The sequence below is a fragment of the Streptococcus infantis genome (assembly GCF_047460685.1).
GTDB lineage: Bacteria > Bacillota > Bacilli > Lactobacillales > Streptococcaceae > Streptococcus > Streptococcus infantis_AD.
Genome location: NZ_JASHFS010000002.1, coordinates 13,996 through 33,644, shown reverse-complemented (window position 1 = coordinate 33,644; position 19,649 = coordinate 13,996). Strand labels below are relative to the sequence as shown.

18 protein-coding genes are annotated in these 19,649 nt (G+C 40.8%); 1 reads left to right on the top strand and 17 read right to left on the bottom strand.

The window, feature by feature from the left end:
* Nucleotides 1-33: 33 nt before the first annotated feature.
* The 7 genes from QM917_RS01055 to miaA form a co-directional block, all read right to left on the bottom strand.
* On the bottom strand, nt 34-228 hold the full coding sequence (locus QM917_RS01055) for a helix-turn-helix transcriptional regulator (protein WP_006148098.1): 195 nt from the start codon (nt 226-228) through the stop codon (nt 34-36).
* A gap of 6 nt (nt 229-234) precedes the next feature.
* Nucleotides 235-564 carry a hypothetical protein gene (locus tag QM917_RS01050; RefSeq protein ID WP_281334814.1) on the bottom strand — a complete coding sequence of 110 codons (330 nt, stop codon included), beginning with the start codon at nt 562-564 and terminating at the stop codon, nt 235-237.
* Between the two features lie 401 nt (nt 565-965).
* Nucleotides 966-1,721, bottom strand: coding sequence for an SDR family NAD(P)-dependent oxidoreductase (locus tag QM917_RS01045; RefSeq protein ID WP_414284412.1), 756 nt, complete (start codon nt 1,719-1,721; stop codon nt 966-968).
* Nucleotides 1,722-1,741: 20 nt separating this feature from the next.
* Nucleotides 1,742-2,671, bottom strand: a complete 930-nt coding sequence (rnz, locus tag QM917_RS01040) for a ribonuclease Z (protein WP_414284410.1) — start codon at nt 2,669-2,671, stop codon at nt 1,742-1,744.
* 14 nt (nt 2,672-2,685) lie between these two features.
* Nucleotides 2,686-3,309, bottom strand: coding sequence for a cystathionine beta-lyase (locus QM917_RS01035; protein WP_414284409.1), 624 nt, complete (start codon nt 3,307-3,309; stop codon nt 2,686-2,688).
* Complete coding sequence (gene hflX / locus QM917_RS01030; RefSeq protein ID WP_414284408.1) at nt 3,302-4,540, bottom strand: GTPase HflX; 1,239 nt, start codon at nt 4,538-4,540, stop codon at nt 3,302-3,304. The genes QM917_RS01035 and hflX overlap by 8 nt, the downstream gene beginning before the upstream one ends.
* The gene (gene miaA / locus QM917_RS01025) at nt 4,533-5,417 is read right to left on the bottom strand and encodes a tRNA (adenosine(37)-N6)-dimethylallyltransferase MiaA (RefSeq protein ID WP_414284406.1); all 885 of its coding nucleotides are present in this window, start codon (nt 5,415-5,417) and stop codon (nt 4,533-4,535) included. The genes hflX and miaA overlap by 8 nt, the downstream gene beginning before the upstream one ends.
* 120 nt (nt 5,418-5,537) lie before the next feature.
* On the opposite strand from miaA, the gene QM917_RS01020 reads away from it, so the two are divergent.
* A complete protein-coding gene (locus tag QM917_RS01020) occupies nt 5,538-5,708 on the top strand; it encodes a DUF3042 family protein (protein WP_414284404.1) in 171 nt (56 codons plus the stop codon).
* Between the two features lie 117 nt (nt 5,709-5,825).
* On the opposite strand, the gene QM917_RS01015 is transcribed toward QM917_RS01020, so the two are convergent.
* The 10 genes from QM917_RS01015 to QM917_RS00970 all read right to left on the bottom strand — a co-directional run bounded on the left by QM917_RS01015 (nt 5,826) and on the right by QM917_RS00970 (nt 19,648).
* The gene (locus QM917_RS01015) at nt 5,826-6,665 is read right to left on the bottom strand and encodes a thymidylate synthase (RefSeq protein ID WP_414273985.1); all 840 of its coding nucleotides are present in this window, start codon (nt 6,663-6,665) and stop codon (nt 5,826-5,828) included.
* Nucleotides 6,666-6,716: 51 nt separating this feature from the next.
* Complete coding sequence (locus QM917_RS01010) at nt 6,717-7,151, bottom strand: GTP pyrophosphokinase (RefSeq protein WP_414284402.1); 435 nt, start codon at nt 7,149-7,151, stop codon at nt 6,717-6,719.
* A 97-nt stretch (nt 7,152-7,248) separates the two neighbouring features.
* Nucleotides 7,249-8,208, bottom strand: a complete 960-nt coding sequence (locus QM917_RS01005) for an ROK family glucokinase (RefSeq protein ID WP_414284400.1) — start codon at nt 8,206-8,208, stop codon at nt 7,249-7,251.
* A gap of 48 nt (nt 8,209-8,256) precedes the next feature.
* Nucleotides 8,257-8,874 (bottom strand): alpha/beta fold hydrolase, encoded by a 618-nt coding sequence (locus tag QM917_RS01000; RefSeq protein ID WP_414284399.1) that lies wholly within the window; start codon nt 8,872-8,874, stop codon nt 8,257-8,259.
* Nucleotides 8,875-10,596 carry an aminodeoxychorismate synthase component I gene (gene pabB, locus QM917_RS00995; RefSeq protein WP_414284397.1) on the bottom strand — a complete coding sequence of 574 codons (1,722 nt, stop codon included), beginning with the start codon at nt 10,594-10,596 and terminating at the stop codon, nt 8,875-8,877.
* A 132-nt stretch (nt 10,597-10,728) separates the two neighbouring features.
* Nucleotides 10,729-11,499: a ZmpA/ZmpB/ZmpC family metallo-endopeptidase gene (locus tag QM917_RS00990; protein ID WP_414284509.1), complete on the bottom strand. Its 771-nt coding sequence runs from the start codon at nt 11,497-11,499 to the stop codon at nt 10,729-10,731.
* A gap of 24 nt (nt 11,500-11,523) precedes the next feature.
* Complete coding sequence (locus QM917_RS00985; protein ID WP_414284396.1) at nt 11,524-11,679, bottom strand: helix-turn-helix domain-containing protein; 156 nt, start codon at nt 11,677-11,679, stop codon at nt 11,524-11,526.
* Between the two features lie 78 nt (nt 11,680-11,757).
* Nucleotides 11,758-12,873, bottom strand: a complete 1,116-nt coding sequence (gene msrB / locus QM917_RS00980; protein ID WP_414284394.1) for a peptide-methionine (R)-S-oxide reductase MsrB — start codon at nt 12,871-12,873, stop codon at nt 11,758-11,760.
* A gap of 9 nt (nt 12,874-12,882) precedes the next feature.
* Nucleotides 12,883-13,443 (bottom strand): TlpA family protein disulfide reductase, encoded by a 561-nt coding sequence (locus tag QM917_RS00975; protein ID WP_414284393.1) that lies wholly within the window; start codon nt 13,441-13,443, stop codon nt 12,883-12,885.
* A gap of 157 nt (nt 13,444-13,600) precedes the next feature.
* On the bottom strand, nt 13,601-19,648 hold the full coding sequence (locus QM917_RS00970; RefSeq protein ID WP_414284391.1) for a ZmpA/ZmpB/ZmpC family metallo-endopeptidase: 6,048 nt from the start codon (nt 19,646-19,648) through the stop codon (nt 13,601-13,603).
* Between the last annotated feature and the right edge of the window lies 1 nt (nt 19,649).

The window sequence follows — 19,649 nt, the reverse complement described above, 5'->3', positions numbered from 1 at the left end:
GCAGATGATTAAAATAAATGCTATCTGATATCTTTAATCCTCTAGAATGAAAATTTCTTCAACATGTAGTCGTAGCAACCTTGCAATTTTCATTGCTAGTTCAAGTGTAGGATTGTACTTGTCATTCTCAATAGCAATTATGGTTTGTCGACTAACGCCTAATATTTTTGCCATATCTTCCTGACGTAGTCCTTCAGACTTTCTTAACTGTTTGATATTATTTTTCATACAGCATTAGTCTTTCTGAAAACAATAAATGCCAATCGCCAAAACTACGATAAGGATAACAACCATCAAAATTACTCCTTGAACAAGTTTATTTGGTTCTTTAAACTCTTCATCACCGTCAATCATTTTATGTTTTATTGCATGTTGAGTAAATCCTTGAATAGAAATAGATAAACATAAAATCAGACATGGTAACATTTCAAGTTCAATGCCTTTTGTAATAGATTGATAAATATTAAATACTGTCCATCCACATAAGCCAAATAGAGCCGTTTTATAACCCCATTCCTCAGAACGTAGCTGAATCGCTCTGTCCATTTCATCCATTTTTCTCATAGTCCTATTCCTCCAATTCGTCAAAAAAATGTCAAGAGCTCTTTACATTTTTTATTATACTCTAAATCGATGAAATGTCAAGATGTTTTAACATTCTTAGGCTTTTTTATTTTCTTCATCTATTCTAAGAATATTCCTAACTCCAATTTTCAGTCTAATCAATCCGACAAAGGGCAAGTTCTTTTAAACCTATTTTATCTTGACTTCATAAGCTTTGGCTATAGATATACTTTTAGTTATGTTAGACTCGGAGTTTATTCTCTCTTTAATCTGCTTTCTTATCTCAATTATACTCCAAAACTATCAAATAGAGATAAACTACCAGTATTTTCAGGGATTATTTTTGATCAACAACTTCTCCTAATTAAAACAAAAAGCCATTCCTCAAGGAAACAGCTTCATCACTTATAATTAAAGGTTTCTCCAGCTAACTTATCTGCTAACTTGGGAAAGAGGGTGTAAAATTTATGAGCTAAATTTAACAAAAGAGGGAGATTGAGCTCGCGTTTGTTTTTCCCTATGGTCTTAACAATCTTTTGGGCTACTGCGTCAGGTTCCAAGAGAAAACGATCAACCGACTTAAGATAGGTTCCATCTGGATCAGCCTGGTCAAAAAATCCTGTACGAATCGGACCTGGATTAACCGTCGTCACATAGACTCCATAGGGCATGAGTTCGAGACGTAAAGCATTTGAAAAACCGATAGCCGCAAACTTAGTCGCTGAGTAAAGACTGGACTTGCCAGTTGCTATCAAACCAGCCATACTAACGATATTGATGATATGGCCTTTTCGCATTTCCTTCATACGAGAAGCGATCAAACGTGATAAATTCATCAAAGCAAAGGTGTTAACCTCAAACATCTGATGAATATCTTGATTAGAGATCTTGTCAAAATCTTCAAAGATCCCGTAGCCAGCGTTATTAATCAGAACATCAATCTTACCATAACGCTGATAGAGTTCGGCTACTAAAGTTTCTAGGGCTGTATCATCGGTAATATCAATCTCAACCAATTCTACATGTGGGTGGTTTCCGTATAGCTGAACTAGTTTTTCCTTATTTCTGCCGAGTAAGATGAGTTGGTTGTCTGGTAAGAGTTTGACCATTTCTTGGGCTAGACCACCACTAGCACCCGTAATGAGAATAGTAGACATATTTATCCTTTCTCGAGATCCTAGATTTCCACTTCTTCTAGGTCTTTAACCACATGGACATTTTCAAAAATCGTTACAGCATCTTTCTTGAGCTGGCTGATATCTTTTGAAAGGAAGCGTGCACTGATATGGTTGAGCAAGAGTCGTTTGGCTCCTGCTTCTGCCGCTACCTGAGCAGCTTGCATATTGGTTGAGTGACCGTGGTTGCGGGCAATCTTTTCGTCTCCCTTGCCATAAGTCGACTCATGGACAAGAACATCTGCATTGACACCAAGACGCACACTAGCATCTGTTTTTCGAGTATCTCCCAAAATGGTAATAATCTTACCAGGTCGCGGTGCTGAAATATAATCTGCTGCCTTGATCTCGGTACCGTCTTCTAAGACGACGTCCTGACCGTTTTTGATTTTTCCAAAGAGTGGTCCAAATGGCACACCAGCAGCCTTGAGCTTTTCAGCATCCAAGGTTCCTTCTAAATCCTTTTGCATGATACGATAGCCGACACAGAAAATAGTGTGATCCAACTCTTCTGCATACACCATGAATTTATCAGTTTCGAGAATTTTCCCTAGAGAATCTTGGTCAAATTCATGGAAATGAATTCGGTAAGGCAGGCGAGAACCTGACACACGAAGACTAGTTAAGACAAAGGACTTGATCCCTTGAGGTCCGTATATTTCCAAATCTGTTTGCTCTTCATTGGCCTGAAAAGCACGACTTGAAAGGAAACCTGGTAAGCCAAAAATGTGATCTCCATGCAGGTGGGTGATAAAGATTTTGCTGACCTTACGTGGTCGAATTGTGGTCTCAAGAATGCGATTTTGCGTACCTTCTCCACAGTCAAAGAGCCAAACTTCGTTAATCTCGTCCAAGAGTTTCAGGGCGAGACTAGAGACATTGCGGGCTTTAGAGGGCTGGCCAGCCCCCGTTCCTAAAAATTGAATATCCATTCGATACTTTCTAATTAATCAATATATAACATGGCTGTGCGGTTTTCCGATCGGAAATAGCGATTGCCAGAAAAAGCAGCAGCTTCTTGCAATAAATCTTCTTGACTGTAGCCTTTAAGACGTTTACGACCATCAGCCAAGCTTTCCAAATCCGTCAAAGCTGTCAGACTCTCCACGCTAACAACTTCCTCTTCTCCGATTGCCTTCATATAAATTTTTCCAGACTCCTCAAAGACTAGCTGATGGGGGAAAATTTGCGCAATTTCAAAAAGTAAGTCAGCTGTGATTGCTTCCTCATATTCAGAGAAAATGCGACCAAGGCCTTCTCTCTCATAGCAAAAACCAAAAGATTTGCCTGATAGATTCAGACGAATAAAGGGCTTGCTTTCTTCCGTGAAACTTGGCTCAGCATTGTAGAGGTTCAGTTCCTGGCTGACTTCCGCAAAATAATCTGTCGCAGCTTGAGGACTTTTTTTCTGGTAGAGTTCTGCAAAGTAGGCATTAACCACGCTAGGTGGAGGGGTAATGAGAGCTAGTTGCTCCTCTTCAGATCTACCAGCTAAAAGCTGATCCAGATAAACCTTGTCTAGACTTGTATAGCCACCATACTTGAGAGCTAATGATTTGATATCAGTCATAAAATTCTTCTAATCTCCATTTGTTTTTCTCAGAAATGAAGCCTGTGATGACTTCACCGTCATCTTGGTAGTCACGTTCTTCGAGGATAGCAACACTTTCTAAGCCGTGAATCTTGTAGGACTTAGAAAAAGGCACGCGCAAAGTAAAGGGTTCAAAAATTTCCTTGATCTTATCTAGCAATAAAGCCTGTAACTGTTCTCGACTATCTTTAGACTTGGCAGAAATCAATGCATAAGGCGTTTGAGTAGGCGTGAAATCTTCCACCAAATCCGCTTTATTATAAAGGGTTAGGCGAGGAATATCCTCCATGTCCAAGTCTTTCATGATAGACAGGACCGTTTTTTCATGTTCCTCATGATAAGGATTGCTGGCATCGATAACATGGACCAAGAGATCTACGTGCTTGCTTTCTTCCAAGGTCGACTTGAAACTAGACACCAACTCTGTCGGCAAATCTTGAATAAACCCAACGGTGTCAGTCAAGGTAACCTGAAGATTGCCCCCCAGATGAATGCTTTTAGTTGTCGCATCCAGAGTCGCAAAGAGCTCATCTGCCTCATACTGGGTCTTGCTAGTCAAGGTGTTCATGATAGTTGACTTTCCAGCATTGGTGTAGCCAATCAAACCAATCTTAAAGGTACTTGACTCCAAACGTTTTTCTCGAACTGTCGCTCGATTTTTCTCAACGACTTTGAGCTGACGTTCAATGTCTGTGATTTGGTTGCGAACACTACGACGGTTCAACTCCAGCTGGCTTTCTCCAGGTCCACGGGAACCAATTCCCCCTGCCTGACGGCTGAGCATAATCCCCTGACCAACCAAGCGGGGCAAGAGATACTTGAGCTGGGCTAGGTGCACTTGGAGTTTGCCTTCATGGCTTCGAGCTCGCATGGCAAAGATATCTAGAATCAACTGCATACGGTCAATAACCTTGACCCCGAGAACTTCTTCTAGATTGACATTTTGCCGTGGTGTCAGACGGTTATTGACAATGACTGTCGTGATTTCTTCTGCGTCCACCATGAGCGCAATTTCTTCCAACTTACCAGAGCCGATGAAGGTCTTGGAGTCGTATTTTTCACGTTTTTGTCTGTAACTATCGACTACGACTGCACCAGCCGTCTTAGCCAGACTAGCCAGCTCTTCCATGGAGAGGTCAAAATTATCCATGCCCTGGAGTTCAACACCAATCAGCAGGACTCGCTCCTCTTTTTTCTCCGTTTCAATCATTTAAAAACTCCTCAATCTGGTTTAAAATACGGTCTTTTACACCAGATTCTCCTATCTGATAAAAGGTCACCTGCATGCGATTGCGGAACCAGGTTAGCTGGCGCTTGGCAAAACGACGAGTCGCCTGCTTAAGATTGTCACTAGCCTCCTCCAAACTTTGCTCCCCTCTAAAATAAGGAAAAAGTTCCTTATAGCCAATCCCTTTAGCAGCCTGCACATCTGGATAATGGTCAAACAACCACTTAGCTTCATCCAATAATCCAGCTTCAAACATCAAATCCACACGGTGATTAATCCGTTCATACAATTGACTGCGCTCATCATCCAAGCAAATAATCAGCGGCTCATACAAGGTCTCTTGATTTTCCAAGTCTTGACCAAAATGGGCAATTTCCAAGGCACGCATGGCACGGCGACGATTAAACTGGGGAATTGCAAGGCCTGCTTGATCCACCAAATGGGCTAATTCCTCATCTGTATATGGCTCCAAACTAGCTCGATAGGCTAAAATATCCTCATGAGGTGTCTCTCCACCTAGATGATAGCCCTCTAGTAGACTCTGGATGTAAAGCCCAGTTCCACCAGCAATAATAGCTAGCTTTCCTCGACTTTGAATATCCTCAATGGCCGCCTTAGCTTCTGAAACAAAATCAAAAGCCGAGTAAGACTCGGTTACCTCTCTAACATCGATTAAATGATGAGGAACAGCCGCCTGCTCCTCTGGACTAGCCTTGGCCGTTCCGATATCTAGCCCTCGATAGACTTGTTGGCTATCACCACTAACAACTTCGCCATTAAATCTCTTGGCAACTTCAATGGCTAGAGCTGTCTTTCCAACTGCAGTCGGTCCAACAATCACAATTATTTTTGTTTTCATCTTTTTTCCTTGAAAAATTCCCATTTTTTCGCTACTATTATTATATCACAAAAAGGTCAGTCAGAAAAATGCGACCTCTTGAGGTAGCTGGCTGATTTATAAGTTAAAGGAGGAATACTCATGGCTAAAGGATTCGCTAAAGGTCTTGTAACAGGTATTGCAGGAACTGTCGTTGCAGTTGCAGGTGCAGTATACGCAGTTAAAAAGAAAGTGATCGAACCAGAAGAACAAAAAGCAGCTTTCATCGAAGAAAATCGTAAGAAAGCAGCGCGTCGTCGCGTATCACACTAAGCAACAAAAGAAGTTGAGATTTTTTCTCAACTTCTTTTGTTCTATTCTTTTATACTCAATAAAAACCAAATAGGAAACTAGGAATCTAGCGTGGTTTGAAGAGATTTTCAGAGAGTATTAAATTGCCAAGTCAAACTTCAACTGTGGCTTGACTGGATCATAATCAACCAACTCAAAATCCTCTGCTTTAATATCAAAGAAGTTGGTCTTATCTGGTACATTCAAGACCAAACGTGGTTGGCAGTTTGACGGCTCACGATGAAGCAATTCCTGAGCTTGTTCAAATTGATTGTCATAAATGTGAAGGTTATTGATGAAGTAGAAGAATTTTCCAACTTTCCAACCAAAGTGTTTAGCAATCATCATCTGAAGCGCCACATACTGCATGGCATTGATGTGGTGAGCCACCAGCATATCGTTAGAACGCTGGGTCAAAGTCGCATCCAGATAAATCTCACCATCCACACGACGGACATCAAACATGGTCTGGAAGGCACAAGGCAGAAGGCCATCTGTCTCCTCAAAAGCTTGATAATCCCAAAGTGAGATGATATTGCGACGGTTCCAAGGATTGGCTTCTAACTGTTTGAGAATCTTGTTAATGATATCATGCTTCTTAACAACAGCCCCATAACGCTCCCCAATAGTACCTGTGTCTCCCACTTCCCAATCATTCCAGTAGTGAACATTGTACTTGTCATTGAGTACTTCTAGGCTATTTGTCTGGTCTTGGTAGATCCAAAGCACTTCCTTGATGGCTGATTTGATTGCGATTGGTCGCAAGGTTGTGATTGGAAATTCACCCTTAGACAAATCATACTCCGCAAAAGCACCTGTGATGTACTTGGAGTTAGCTACTGTTCCATCCTTATACTTGGGACGAGCTTGCTCGGAAAACACACCCTCATTCAAGATTCGCTCGATATTCTCTTTAAAAATCGTATCTGCTTTTGTCATTTACTCTCACCTCAATTATTGTCTTAACTAGTATAGCATAAAAAATCTTTTCTACATACTCAGATAATCGATGGCCTTTTTATATTTTTCTAATCGTTCCAAATCCTTGTCAGTGACAGAACTCAGTCTCGATAAATCCGAATTATGCTTCAAATCTGCTAATTTGATAACGCGTGCTAGGGGATTAGATTTCACATTTTCTAGATATGTTTGATAGTCTTGCCCCTTTTTCTTTGACAAAATCTGAATGGCTGTAACTACTGTCTCTGGTAAACCCGCATTTAGTAACTCTTCAGCAGTAACAGAACTGTCCTCAATAACATCATGTAACAGAGCCACTGCTTTTTCTTCTTCAGTATCAACTTGGCTTGCTACATAGATTGGATGTTCTATATAATCTACTCCTGCCTTATCCAGTTGCCCTTCATGAGCTTGCCTAGCAATAGACAAGGCTAAATCAACCATGGATTGCTCTGCAGTATTCATCCAAAACTCCTCCTATCATTAGTGAGCTATTACTTTATTCTAACAACTTCAACTTAAAAAGAGCTTGATCAATATCCAAGCTCTTGATTCATGTGCATTATTGCAAGACAAGTGACGCAGCTCCGATAACTCCAGCGTCATTTCCTAGTGTTGCAAGAGCTAGTTTAGTTGTTGTGCGCACTTGTGGGAAGGTATTTTCATCATAAACCTTTTGCACGCCTTGAAGAAGGAATTCTCCCGCAGCTGATACACCACCACCGATAACGATTGTTGATGGGTTTAGGATTGAACCGATGTTGGCACATGCGATACCCAAGTAACGTGAGAAGTTACGGTAAACGATCAAGGCAAGGTCGTCTCCTTCTTTTGCCAAATCAAAGACAGTTTTAGCTGTTACTTCTTCTCCGTCATCAATCAAGCGTTTTAAGGCTGCATCACCTTCATACTCATCTGCATAACGACGAGTCAAGTTAACGATACCTGTCGCTGAAGCTACTGTCTCAAGACAGCCTTTTTTACCACAAGTACATGCGATTGGTTGGTCAAAATCAACTGTGATATGGCCTAGCTCACCAGCAGCACCTGCAACACCGTGAAGCAATTTACCTTCTGCTACGATACCGCCACCAACACCTGTACCAAGTGTCATAAAGACAACATCTGGTTGGTTGTCACCGGCACCCATCCAACGCTCACCAAGAGCTGCCACGTTAGCGTCATTGTCGATAAAGAATGGAATCCCCAAGGCTTTTTCCATTTTTTCTTTGATTGGTTGAAGAGTTTTCCAGTTGAGGTTGTAGGCACCGATAACAGTCCCTTTTTCACGGTCAACCACACCAGGTGACCCCATACCAATTCCACGGAAATCTTCAGCAGACAATCCAAGCAAGCCCAAACGGTGTTGAATAGTTTCAATCATATCGTCTACGATATGGCTTCCTTCATCCAAAATGTTAGTCTTTATAGACCATTTTTCTTGGATTTCTCCTTCTTGCGTTAAAATAGCGAACTTGATAGAAGTTCCACCAAGGTCAATCCCAATAATCTTTTGACTCATCTTTATCTCCTTTATGATATTATCACTTTCATTATTATTTTATCAAACTTATTTCAGCAATTCAAGAAAACTTCTAGTTATTTCTGCAAACTCTTTTGGTTTTGCCTTATTCAAGACATGAGGGCCGTCAGGGATGATCTGAAACTGGGAATTTGGCATCAGTTCTTGAATAGCTTTCATTGAACTGAGATTAGGCTTATCCTGACTACCACAAATTAACAAGCTTGGATAGGGACAATTCCGTGCAATCTCTCTTAAATCAAGTGTTTTTAATTCCTCAGAAACTCCAACCATAAGAGCCTTATCTGCTCCCTGTTTCTCAAATATCCTTTTTGGGAGTAGTTTAAATATCAGCAACTGAATGTAAAAAGGAATGTTACCCGCTAGTTTCAGTGGGCAACCTGACAAAACCAAGGCCTGAAGATTTGGTATCTCAGAACTTGAAAGCTCCAATGCAAGGGCAGCCCCTAAGGACAAACCGATTAGGACAAAAGGTTCTGTTTCCACTGTTAAGCGCTGATAAATGCGCTCCTTGGCTTCTTGGTATGTCCCAACTCCGGAAGGGAATAAGTCTAGGGCTTCATTTGGATAATCTGCAAGAAAATCCTGAACTTCTTTCCAACTATCTGCTGACTGACCTAGGCCATGTAAAAATATTATTTTCATTTAGTTCTCCTTCAAGGATAACTCATACAAGCCCCTAACTGCATTACAAGCATAAATGACTTCTGCCTGTTTCAAATCTTCTACGGTCAAGACCTTCTCTTCTACTTGTCCGCTTTCAAGCAAGTGTTGACGATAAATCCCTGGTAAAAGACCTAGTTGACTTGGCGGTGTATAGAGTTTCCCATCCATTTTCAAAACCAGATTGCCAATAGAGGTTTCAAGCAATTTTCCATCAGTAGTGTGATAGATAATTTCCTGCTCTCCCATTGTCAAATGCGGTCGGTGTGTCGTCTTAAAGTAGGTAAAGGCCTGCTGCAAATCAGCTTCTTGCAGACAAAGTTTAGCCTGACAGAAGCCCGAACTAAGTGGTGTCAATACTTGTCGATCAATTTCTATTTCTCCAGACTTATTGAGACTGATTCGCAAACGGTAGTCTTGATGGAGGTCACAAGCTTGACTCTCTTCCTCTATCTTTTGTCTCAAGTCTTCTACATTAAAAGGAAAGGTAAAGTAACGACTAGCCTTTTGCAATCTTTCTAGATGTTGATTTTTAAAGAGCAAAGTTTTCTGGCTGATTTTCCCTGTCGTAATCAGCTGAAAACGAGGCTGTTTTCGGTAAAGAACAGCAGCCTTTTGCTGGACTTCACGGTATTCTGACTCCCAAGTGCTATCCCAAGTGATGCCTCCACCTACTCCATAGATGGCTTGCTCTCGATGCAGTTGAATGGTTCGAATAGCCACATTGAAAATCCGTCGGCCATTGGGAAGCAAGAGACCAACAGTTCCACAATAAACTCCTCTGGGTTGGGGCTCCAAGTCCTTGATAATTTCCATGGTCGCTATCTTGGGTGCTCCTGTGATGGAACCACATGGAAAGAGTGAACGGAAGATTTCTACTAGGTCAATATCTGGTCGTAACTGACTCTTGATGGTCGAAGTCATCTGCCAAACCGTTGAATACTGTTCCACCTGACATAAACGTTCCACATGCTCACTTCCCACCTCAGACAGACGATTCATGTCATTGCGCAAGAGGTCCACTATCATCATATTTTCTGAACGATTCTTGGGATCCTGCTCCAACCAAGCTGCTTCTTTCAAATCTTCAGCATCAGTCAGACCACGTTTAGTCGTCCCCTTCATAGGACGAGTTGTCAATTCACGATCATTTTGTTCAAAAAAGAGTTCTGGACTCATGGAAATTACTGCCATGTCGTCATGTTCAACATAGGCATTGTAACCTGCCTCCTGCTCTACTACCATGCGATTGTAGATAGCAAAAGGATTAGTACTTAAATTCTGTTTGAGTTGGACAGTATAGTTGACCTGATAAGTATCGCCCTGTCGCAAATGATGGTGAATCTGGGCAATCGCCTTTTCATAGTCCTCTGCAGAAGTGACTTCCTGCCAGTTTGATGGCAAAGCCATCTCCTCATAAGTCAGAGGAATGCTAGATTTTTCTACACTATCATGAATAGTGAAATAGAGGAGATACTCTCCTAACAAGGGACCCTCGTGAACCGCTAACTTCTCCTCAAAAGCAGGTGCTGCTTCATAACTAACATAACCAACTACATAATAGCCCTGCTCTTGGTAGCTTTCTACTTGAGCTAGCAAGTCTGCTACTTCTGCTAAATCTCTGGTTTTTAACTCTTTGATAGGCTGGGTAAAGGTGTATCTCTCGCCCAAAGCCCTAAAATCAATCACTGTTTTTCTATGCATATCCTAAGTATACCATAAAAGCCAGACCCCAACAGGAGATCTGGCAATTTTATTCTTTGAGAATGATAAAGTAGATGTCACTTCCTAAGAAAATCTAAAAATAGTAGACTCTTTTATCACTTCAACTTTTATCTATCCTTTAGGAAAGAGTTCAGATGAAAAGGCATCTGTGACCTGCAATAGCTTCTGGAAGACTTTTTTCTTCAGAGCTACTGTATAATTGGCAACTGAGCCTCCATACTTGAAGTTTCGGTAATCCGTTTCTACTGCTTGGTCAAACAAGTCTTGCAATTTCTCATAAGAATCAATTTGCTGACCATCAATTTCAAAACTATGGATTCCTCGTTTTGCCTTGGCAATAATGTCATCAAACCAGGCCTTCTTCCATTCTTCCAAGTTCTGGAACTTGCCTTTCGAAACCTTCTGGATAATGAAATCATCCCCAAGGGTGTCACGTCCCTCGCTTAAGGCCTCATCCTTGTATTTATTAGAAGCATAACCTAAGAAACCATTTTCGTAGCCATAATAACCCCACATACGGAAGGCATTATGCTTGAAGGAGATGGCTCCTGGAGCTCCCTGACTTGTATTTCCACCATAGATAGCGTCTACCATCTTGACATTGACATAAGCTGTCTTGAGTTCTTCTGGTCTGTAAGTTCCCTGATAATGCCTATTGGTGATGATGTTATGTTTGATTAGGTCATCTACAGAATTTAGCTGAGTCTTGGCTTCCTCATCCGTCAATGGACGGACATAGTCCCACTGGTTAGGAGCAAGGAGTTTATTATCTTGGTCCTGATAGCGCATCTGCTTAGTCATCTTGCTGAACCAGGCCTTCTTCAAAATCAGATCATTCTTAGCGAGAACTCGTTCTCCTTCCAGATAATCTAAAAGCATCAAAGCCTCATTATAAATCAAACATTTTTAATTTGGTTGATATTCCAATAAATCATCTAGCTGACACCCTAGTTCTTTACAAATAGCTTCAAGCGTTGAAAAACATATGGCTTTAGTCTTACCTGTTTTCAGTATTGAAAGATTTGCGGGAGTAATCCCAACACGTTCGATTAAATTGCCCAACCGCTTCTAAAATTCAAATTCTACACTTCTTATGAATTAAAATGGATTTCTAGTAAACTCTTTTTTATAAAATCAAGTTCACTCTACATAATCCAACAAATAACCGTAACCCTTCTCTTCCATTTGATCCTTAGGAATAAAACGGATGGATAGACTATTGATACAATAGCGAAGTCCTCCCTTGTCCTGAGGTCCGTCTGTAAAGACATGGCCTAGGTGGGAATCCCCTGTTCGGCTTCTGACTTCAGTTCTGACCATATTGTAGGACTTGTCTTCCTTGTAGGTTGCAACATCTGGACTGATAGGCTGGGTAAAGCTTGGCCAACCACAGCCCGATTCAAATTTATCTTTCGAAGAAAAGAGTGGTTCACCAGTTGCTACATCCACATAAATACCTGCTTCAAATTTATCCCAGTAACGATTTGAAAAGGCCCGTTCTGTTTGACTATTTTGAGTCACTGCATATTCCTCAGGAGAGAGGAGTTTTTTCAATTCATCGTCACTCGGTTTTGGATATTTACTCGCATCAATAACAGGATAGGCTGCTTGATTGACATTGATATGGCAATATCCATTGGGATTTTTCTGGAGATAGTCTTGGTGGTAGTCCTCAGCCACGATAAAATTGCTTAAGGCTTCCTTTTCAACCGCTAAAGGCTGGTCATACTTTTGAGCAACTTGCCCAAAGACTTGATTGATGACTTCTAGGTCCTGCTCGTCCTTATAGTAGATTCCCGTTCTGTACTGAGTCCCCACATCATTTCCTTGCTTATTCTTACTAGTTGGATTGATAATGCGGAAATAATGGAGCAAGATTTCTTTTAGAGAAATTTGATTGGCATCGTAGGTTACATGAACAGTCTCAGCATGCCCGGTTTGGCCGATCAATTCATACTGGGTTGTTTCTCCTCTACCATTAGCATAGCCCGAAACAACATCTGTCACACCTGCTACTCGTGAAAAATACTCTTCGACTCCCCAGAAACAACCTCCCGCTAGATAGATATCATGTAGGTCAGCATCTTTACTTGGCTCAGTTTTTTTCTTGGTCTTTTGTCCTTGACTAACTGCTGCCTTCTCGATTTGAGTGGTATCTGTGTAACTTGCGCTCCTTTTTTCTAAAAGAAATAAAAATCCAATAATAATGCAAATGATGATTCCTATGAATACAATTATTTTTAATTTATCATTCATGATGAGCCTCTAATCTATGCTTTTTAGCGTCTGTAAAATAGTTTCTTTGTCCATAAAACCTGGCTGGGTTTTGACTAGTTTGCCTTCTTTATCGATAAAGGCCTGAGTCGGATAAGAACGAACTCCGTAACTCGCTAAAAGTTGTCCCGAAGGATCTAGCAATACTGGTAAATCTTTATAGTCCAAACCCTGATACCATTTTTTAAAGGCTTCTTCTGCTTGCTCTCCTTTTTGACCAGGAGAAACAACTGTCAAAACGACATGGTCATCACTTGCTTCTTTTGCCAGTTCATCTGTATCAGGCAAACTAGCTAGGCAAATAGAACACCATGAAGCCCAAAATTTGAGATAGACCTTTTTGCCTTTATAATCGGATAGGCGATAAGTGTTACCATCAACTCCCAAGAGTTCAAAGTCTGGAACTTCTTCTCCTTTTTTTGCAGTTTGAGAGCTAACTTGCCCTTGTTTGTCTCCACTCTGCTTATCAGTTTGGCTTGTTGCCTGATTTTTACAAGCTGATAGACAGACCAGACTAGCGCAAACCAATACAGATGCTTGCCATTTTTTCATCTTCATCACCTTTCTCTTTCATCATATGAATATAGATATTTACTTTGTAGTTCTATTATATACCTACCATCCTAAAAATACTTGAAATCTGTTTGGAAAATATTGCACCTTCTTGGGTACAAAAACTCCCACCTGCTAAGCAGATGAGAGCTTTGGATTATTTAAAGATTGAAATTTTAAAGCTATCTGTTTGTTGAAGAAGTTTCTTGAAGACTTTTTCTTTAAGTGAAACGGTGTTGTCAAATTTGACAGATCCCTTACTTAGAGTAGCCTTATCTTTATCAACTGCTTCAGCAAATGCACGTTTCAAGTCTTCATAGCTATTGTATGTTTTACCATCAATTTCAATAGATTGAATTCCTTTTTTAGCGCTTGTTACAACTTCATTGAAGTATGCTTTCTTCCAATCTTCAAGATTGTTGAATTTTCCTTCAGAAATCTTATTAATGATGAAGTCATCACCTAAAGTATCTTTACCAGCTTTTTTAGATTCAGCTTTTAGCATGTTAGAAGCATAGTTTAGGAAGCCTTTTTCGTAGCCATAGTAACCCCAGATTCTGAAGGTATTGTGTTTAAATGACATAGCTCCAGGAGCACCTTCACTGGTATTTCCACCATAGATACCTGTCATCATTGGAACATTAACATAAGCAGAATCAAAGTCAGTTGGGTTGTAAACTCTGTTACCTGGACCACGGTTAGTCATAAAGTTATTGGTTACTAAGTCATCTACTGTACGTAAAGGAATAGCTTTTTCCCCATCACTTAAAGGTCGAACCTTATCGAATTGGTTCTTGGTGTTATTTCCTCTGTACTGCTTATCAACCTTCTTGAACCAAGCGTTGTTTAAATCTTGATTTCCTTTATCGAGGACAGCTTCTCCTTCAAGATAATCCAGAAGCATGAGGGTGTCATTATAGCCCTTCATGTAACGATCAATTTCTTCACGAGATTTAAGGTCATTTGGATTTGTGTTGTACCATTGATTGCCATCGTTTGGACGTTCATAAGCCATGTTGAGACCTAGGGCTTTGTATTCACCATTTGGATTTGATACTGATGGAGTTTGCAACATTCCTTGTGCAAATGCTTCAAGATCTGTTCCTTCACGGTGTCTTGAACCACCCAAGTAGACCATACGATCATTTACGTGAGTTGTTTCGTGGGTAAAGGCAGAAACCCCAAAGTCACTAATCATGTCCGTAACCATGAAGAAGACAGAATCATCTTTATATGGATTCTGATAAACGCGAGCCACAGCTCCCATACGCCAGTCAGTCGCATGATAACGTCCTGTAGGTCCGTATAATTCACGGATAGGCGCCACATCTTTACCACTATTAGTGTGACCATATTTATCAGTACTAATATCTTTATAGTTTTGGTTATCCAAAACAGGTGTTGGAACCATGTTGTTGCTCTTCAAAAGTTGATTACGAACTTTATCGATTGATAGACGTGACCAGAAGTCTAGATAATTCTGTTGACCTTTTGCAACCTTATCGATTTCAGCTTTAAAGGCATTACGTTCTGCTTCAGTATACTTACCATATTTCTCGAATGAACTATAAGCCATTGTATTGTAAGTTGAAATCAAGAACATATGGGCATCTTTTAAGTTCAAGAGTGGCAAGATCATCTTACCGTGCATATCATTGTTTAATCCTTCATAAGCTCTGTGTTTCTTATCAGCAAACTCAGGAGTTGTTGTTACTGGTTCAACGATATAAACATTGTCTTTGGTTGCTTTGATAAACCAATCGTTCAAGTTTGTATCATTTGTGAATAGACGCATATTATAGTCTAAGAAACTATTTAACTCGCTGATACCGATAACTCCACCGATAGCTTCGCGATAAGCTTCTAAAGTTCTATCACCTTTAATGTTACTTTCTTTAGAACCAATCTGAATCAAGAAGTCTAACACACTTACATTTTTACCATAGAAGTCTGGTTTGAACAACATAAGTTGCTTGATATTAAAGTTATCAAACTTAACTCCGTAGTAACGATTGAGGTAAGACAAACCAAGAAGAACCGCTGCCTTGTTGTCATCAATCTTCTTGATCAAGGCACGTTTAGCAGCTTCATCTGTGTTTAATTGATGATCTTCATTTTCAAGCAACTGTTTCACAAATTTAGCCAAATTATCCTTGACTTCTTTGAAGGTTTCTTCGAGGTAAAGATCTTTTATAGCGTTAACTTTATTTGGTCCTGTTCTACCTAGGTGTGTGTAGATAGGATCTGATTGCAATTCAACTGGACTTAATTTTTCAACGATAGTATTGATAAGATCGCTACGGTCTTTGTCAACCATGTTCGGAGTGTAAACAACTTCTCCAAGTTCAGCAATGCTGTACTCTTTGACTTGTTTGACCTTAGATTCTTTCAGCGAAACAGTAAAGATGTCTTTGGTCTTATCACCATAATGAACCATAATATGGTCGGCATCAGCCAATTCTGTTACAAAAGCATTGCCCTTCATGGCAGTAACAGACAAGACTTCCTTGGTCAAGAGAGGACTTCCTGCAGCCAATTTGTTTCCTTGGTTAACAATCCACTCTTTGTTGTAGAATGGTTGCAATTTTTCGATATTACGGTAGGCAAGTTCACGAGAAGCGTCGTAACCATCGATTGTTTTGTATTGATCAGCTTTGTTGACAATGTTATTAAGTTTGTCTTCAACAGGTTTGGTGCTTTCAAATTTATCAGCAGTGATTCCCATTGCTTCAATCTTCTTGTCAGCTTCTTCTTGTGAGATGCTAGGAATCTTGCGAGAATTCTTATAAGATTTATTACCCTCACTTACTCCCTCAACACTAAAGTTACGTTTTGTTCTTGAATACGTGAAGTAATCATCGGCGTCAATATCAGAGTGACCAAAGACCATCTCACCTGTTTTGACTTTCATCATGGTGATGTTATCTTCAATAGCACCCAAGGCCCAGTTGGTACCCAGCAAGCCACCAGATTGAACAGCTTCTTTCAGCTCGATAGAACCTTTAGCAACTGAATTTCTGAGAACACCTTCTCTTCCTAGTGTATTGTTATCTCCACCATTTTGAGAAGAATAAACTAATCCTGCAGCTTTTGCCTTGTTACCAGTAATTTCAGCATCAACGTAGGCTTTTTCTACGATACCTTTCCAGTTTTCACCTAGAACACCTGCTAAGTACCAACCTTTATTTCCAGCAGCGTGAATCTTACCGATAAAGGCAACATTACTTACCTTACCACTACCATCAATTTTATTGATAATACCAGCTACATCGTTGCCCCCGATAACATTACCTGTTACTTTAACATTCTCGACAGTCGCATTATTTTTGATAACATTTGCGATTGGTGCTACTCGATCAAATCCAGGCATGTCAATGTTGACATTTTCAAGCAAGAGATTCTTGACAGTACCACCTTCAATGTTACCAAACAATGGTCTCGTAATGTTATGGATGGCAAATTTATTACCTTCTGTACTTTCCAATGTTCCCTTGAAGGCATTGGTTACATAAGACTTGCCAGCTGCTTGAACGTTACTTGCATTCATACTGCTACCAAGCTTAAAGGTACCAGTAGGATTGGCCTGCATTGCTTTTACAAGGTCATTGAAATCGTAATAAACATCACCTTCATGGGCTTTTGGTTTAGCAAAGTAATGGACATATTCCTCTGTAAACTGATTATCTGCGTTACGTTGGACTAGGTCTGGTGCTTTAGCAGTGACTTTGAACAATGCTTTACCATCAACTGTGACTTCTTCAATCTTATCAACAGCAAGTTTTGTCACCTTGTTATCATGAGTAGTCACTTTCAAGTAATAAGGTTTAACATCTGATGGTTTTGCTGACAAGAGACTATTATCAGTTTCTACACCTTGGTCATCAACACTGATAAGGCTTGTTTCCTTAATGTTTTTAACTTCGACTTTTTTGAGGTCGAGTCTTAGTGGTTCTTCCGCAAGAACAACTTCTTCATTCCCATTTCCACGATCGTAAACCATCTTGGTCGCAATCTTGTAGTCCTTGTAGTATTTCAAGTTTGTAAGATTTGCAGTCAGGTCTCCCTCAGACATGTTGACTGTTTGAAGGCTAGTATCACCATCTTTCAAGACAACTTCAAGAGATTTAATGGTTACACCTGTTGGTTTAACCAATTGGTAACGAACCTTGGCACTACGCTCTAATTCTTCTTTATCTATATGAGTGAGGGTCAACGTTGGCTCAGTCAGGATTTGATCACCTTTCTTAATGAGACGATCTTGAACTGCTTCAACAACTTCCTCTGAAATCGTTGGAGCATCTGCAGTTTTCACGCCTTTAAGAGTCTTATAGACTTTGGTAATCTTTTTCTTACCGTTTTGACCAGCTTGAGCAACAACTTCTGTTCCCTTCGGAAGAGTGCTGTCTACTTCTGTTCTTGTCTCGAAAGGAATTTCTTCAAATGAAACTTCTTCAACTTGACCTTCAATAGCCTTGGTACCACGACTAATTTTTTCGTTTACTGGCGCCTTAACAGTTTCTGTACTCGTGCTAATTGGGTCCCCAACTTTTTGGCCATTGACTGTCTTATAGACACGATGGATCAGCTGACTTCCTGCTTGACCGTTTTGAATCACTGTTTCTTCATCAGTGTAACGAGTATCATCAGCTACATACTCCTTTGTATATGGAACTGCTACTGTTTCAGTTTCTGTGACAGTTGCTTCAGCTACTTCATACGCTGGCAACTCTGGCTGAACTAGGGATTCACCTTCGTGACCTGCTTCTTGAGTTCCTTTGGCTGTAAGCTCACCTGTATAAGCTGGGACTTCTGGCTGAACAAGAGATTCGCCTTCATGGCCTTCTTCTTGCGTGCCTTTAGCACTATGCTCGCCGGTGTAGGCTGGCAATTCTGGTTGAACCAAAGATTCGCCTTCGTGGCCTGATTCTTGAGTACCTTTGGATGTAATCTCGCCGGTGTAGGCTGGGGCTTCTGGTTGAACCAGTGATTCACCTTCGTGGCCTTCTTCTTGAGTTCCTTTAGCGCTAATCTCACCGGTGTAGGCTGGCAATTCTGGTTGAACCAAAGATTCGCCTTCGTGGCCTGATTCTTGAGTACCTTTGGATGTAATCTCGCCGGTGTAGGCTGGGGCTTCTGGTTGAACCAGTGATTCACCTTCGTGGCCTTCTTCTTGAGTTCCTTTAGCGCTAATCTCACCGGTGTAGGCTGGCAACTCTGGTCGAACCAAAGATTCGCCTTCGTGGCCTGATTCTTGAGTGCCTTTAGCGCTAAGTTCGCTGGTATAGACTGGCAATGCTGGCTGAACTAGGGATTCGCCTTCGTGACCCTCTTCTTGGGTTCCTTTGGCTGTAAGCTCGCCGGTGTAGGCTGGCAATGCTGGCTGAACCAAAGATTCGCCTTCGTGGCCCTCTTCTTGGGTGCCTTTAGCGCTAAGTTCGCCTGTATAGGCTGGCAATTCTGGCTGAACTAGGGATTCGCCTTCGTGGCCCTCTTCTTGGGTTCCTTTGGCTGTAAGCTCGCCTGTATAAGCTGGCAATTCTGGCTGAACCAGAGATTCACCTTCATGGCCTACTTCTTGAGTTCCTTTAGCAGTAGCAATTTTCTCTGGTTGGTCTTGGAAATCTGATGCTTTAAAGTAACCGACGTATTCGTATCCTTCGATTTGAATGACACCTTTTGCCAAGTCCTCTTGACTACTTGCTGCAATCGTTTGATTGTAGGACACTAGGATTTTATTCTCAAATGCTTGAGCTGACTGAGGGATAAAGTAACTACCACCTAGCGCTCCAATAAAGAGAAGACCCAACATTTTATTGCGGTGTTTTTTAGACATCACCACAACAACCAAAGACGCTGTTGCAAATCCAAGAGTTGCCAGTGCTAACTCCTCGCTTCCAGTGTTCGGCAATTGTTGAGAATTCACTTCCTTCTTTCTGTAAACAAGATAGACAACATCATCTTGCTTTAAATCAGAAGGAAGTTCGCGATGGATTAAAGCTTTTTCTGCTTCTGTCAATTCTTGCTCAGCCAAATAACGGTAATGAACTTGGCTAGGTGTCGCTACTTCGTTAGCTGCAACAGTTTCAACTAAAAAGTTATTTGCCCCCAAAAGAAATGTCCCGATAACCGCAGAACCTACACCAACTGAGAACTTCCGAATAGAGTATTTAATGACTCTATCAAACTGCATTTTTCTGTTTTTCATT

Coding starts and splice junctions, on each gene's coding strand:
- QM917_RS01055 (WP_006148098.1), bottom strand. CDS start 228: ATGAAAAATAATATCAAACAGTTAAGAAAGTCTGAAGGACTACGTCAG.
- QM917_RS01050 (WP_281334814.1), bottom strand. CDS start 564: ATGAGAAAAATGGATGAAATGGACAGAGCGATTCAGCTACGTTCTGAG.
- QM917_RS01045 (WP_414284412.1), bottom strand. CDS start 1,721: ATGTCTACTATTCTCATTACGGGTGCTAGTGGTGGTCTAGCCCAAGAA.
- rnz (WP_414284410.1), bottom strand. CDS start 2,671: ATGGATATTCAATTTTTAGGAACGGGGGCTGGCCAGCCCTCTAAAGCC.
- QM917_RS01035 (WP_414284409.1), bottom strand. CDS start 3,309: ATGACTGATATCAAATCATTAGCTCTCAAGTATGGTGGCTATACAAGT.
- hflX (WP_414284408.1), bottom strand. CDS start 4,540: ATGATTGAAACGGAGAAAAAAGAGGAGCGAGTCCTGCTGATTGGTGTT.
- miaA (WP_414284406.1), bottom strand. CDS start 5,417: ATGAAAACAAAAATAATTGTGATTGTTGGACCGACTGCAGTTGGAAAG.
- QM917_RS01020 (WP_414284404.1), top strand. CDS start 5,538: ATGGCTAAAGGATTCGCTAAAGGTCTTGTAACAGGTATTGCAGGAACT.
- QM917_RS01015 (WP_414273985.1), bottom strand. CDS start 6,665: ATGACAAAAGCAGATACGATTTTTAAAGAGAATATCGAGCGAATCTTG.
- QM917_RS01010 (WP_414284402.1), bottom strand. CDS start 7,151: ATGAATACTGCAGAGCAATCCATGGTTGATTTAGCCTTGTCTATTGCT.
- QM917_RS01005 (WP_414284400.1), bottom strand. CDS start 8,208: ATGAGTCAAAAGATTATTGGGATTGACCTTGGTGGAACTTCTATCAAG.
- QM917_RS01000 (WP_414284399.1), bottom strand. CDS start 8,874: ATGAAAATAATATTTTTACATGGCCTAGGTCAGTCAGCAGATAGTTGG.
- pabB (WP_414284397.1), bottom strand. CDS start 10,596: ATGCATAGAAAAACAGTGATTGATTTTAGGGCTTTGGGCGAGAGATAC.
- msrB (WP_414284394.1), bottom strand. CDS start 12,873: ATGAATGATAAATTAAAAATAATTGTATTCATAGGAATCATCATTTGC.
- QM917_RS00975 (WP_414284393.1), bottom strand. CDS start 13,443: ATGAAAAAATGGCAAGCATCTGTATTGGTTTGCGCTAGTCTGGTCTGT.
- QM917_RS00970 (WP_414284391.1), bottom strand. CDS start 19,648: ATGAAAAACAGAAAAATGCAGTTTGATAGAGTCATTAAATACTCTATT.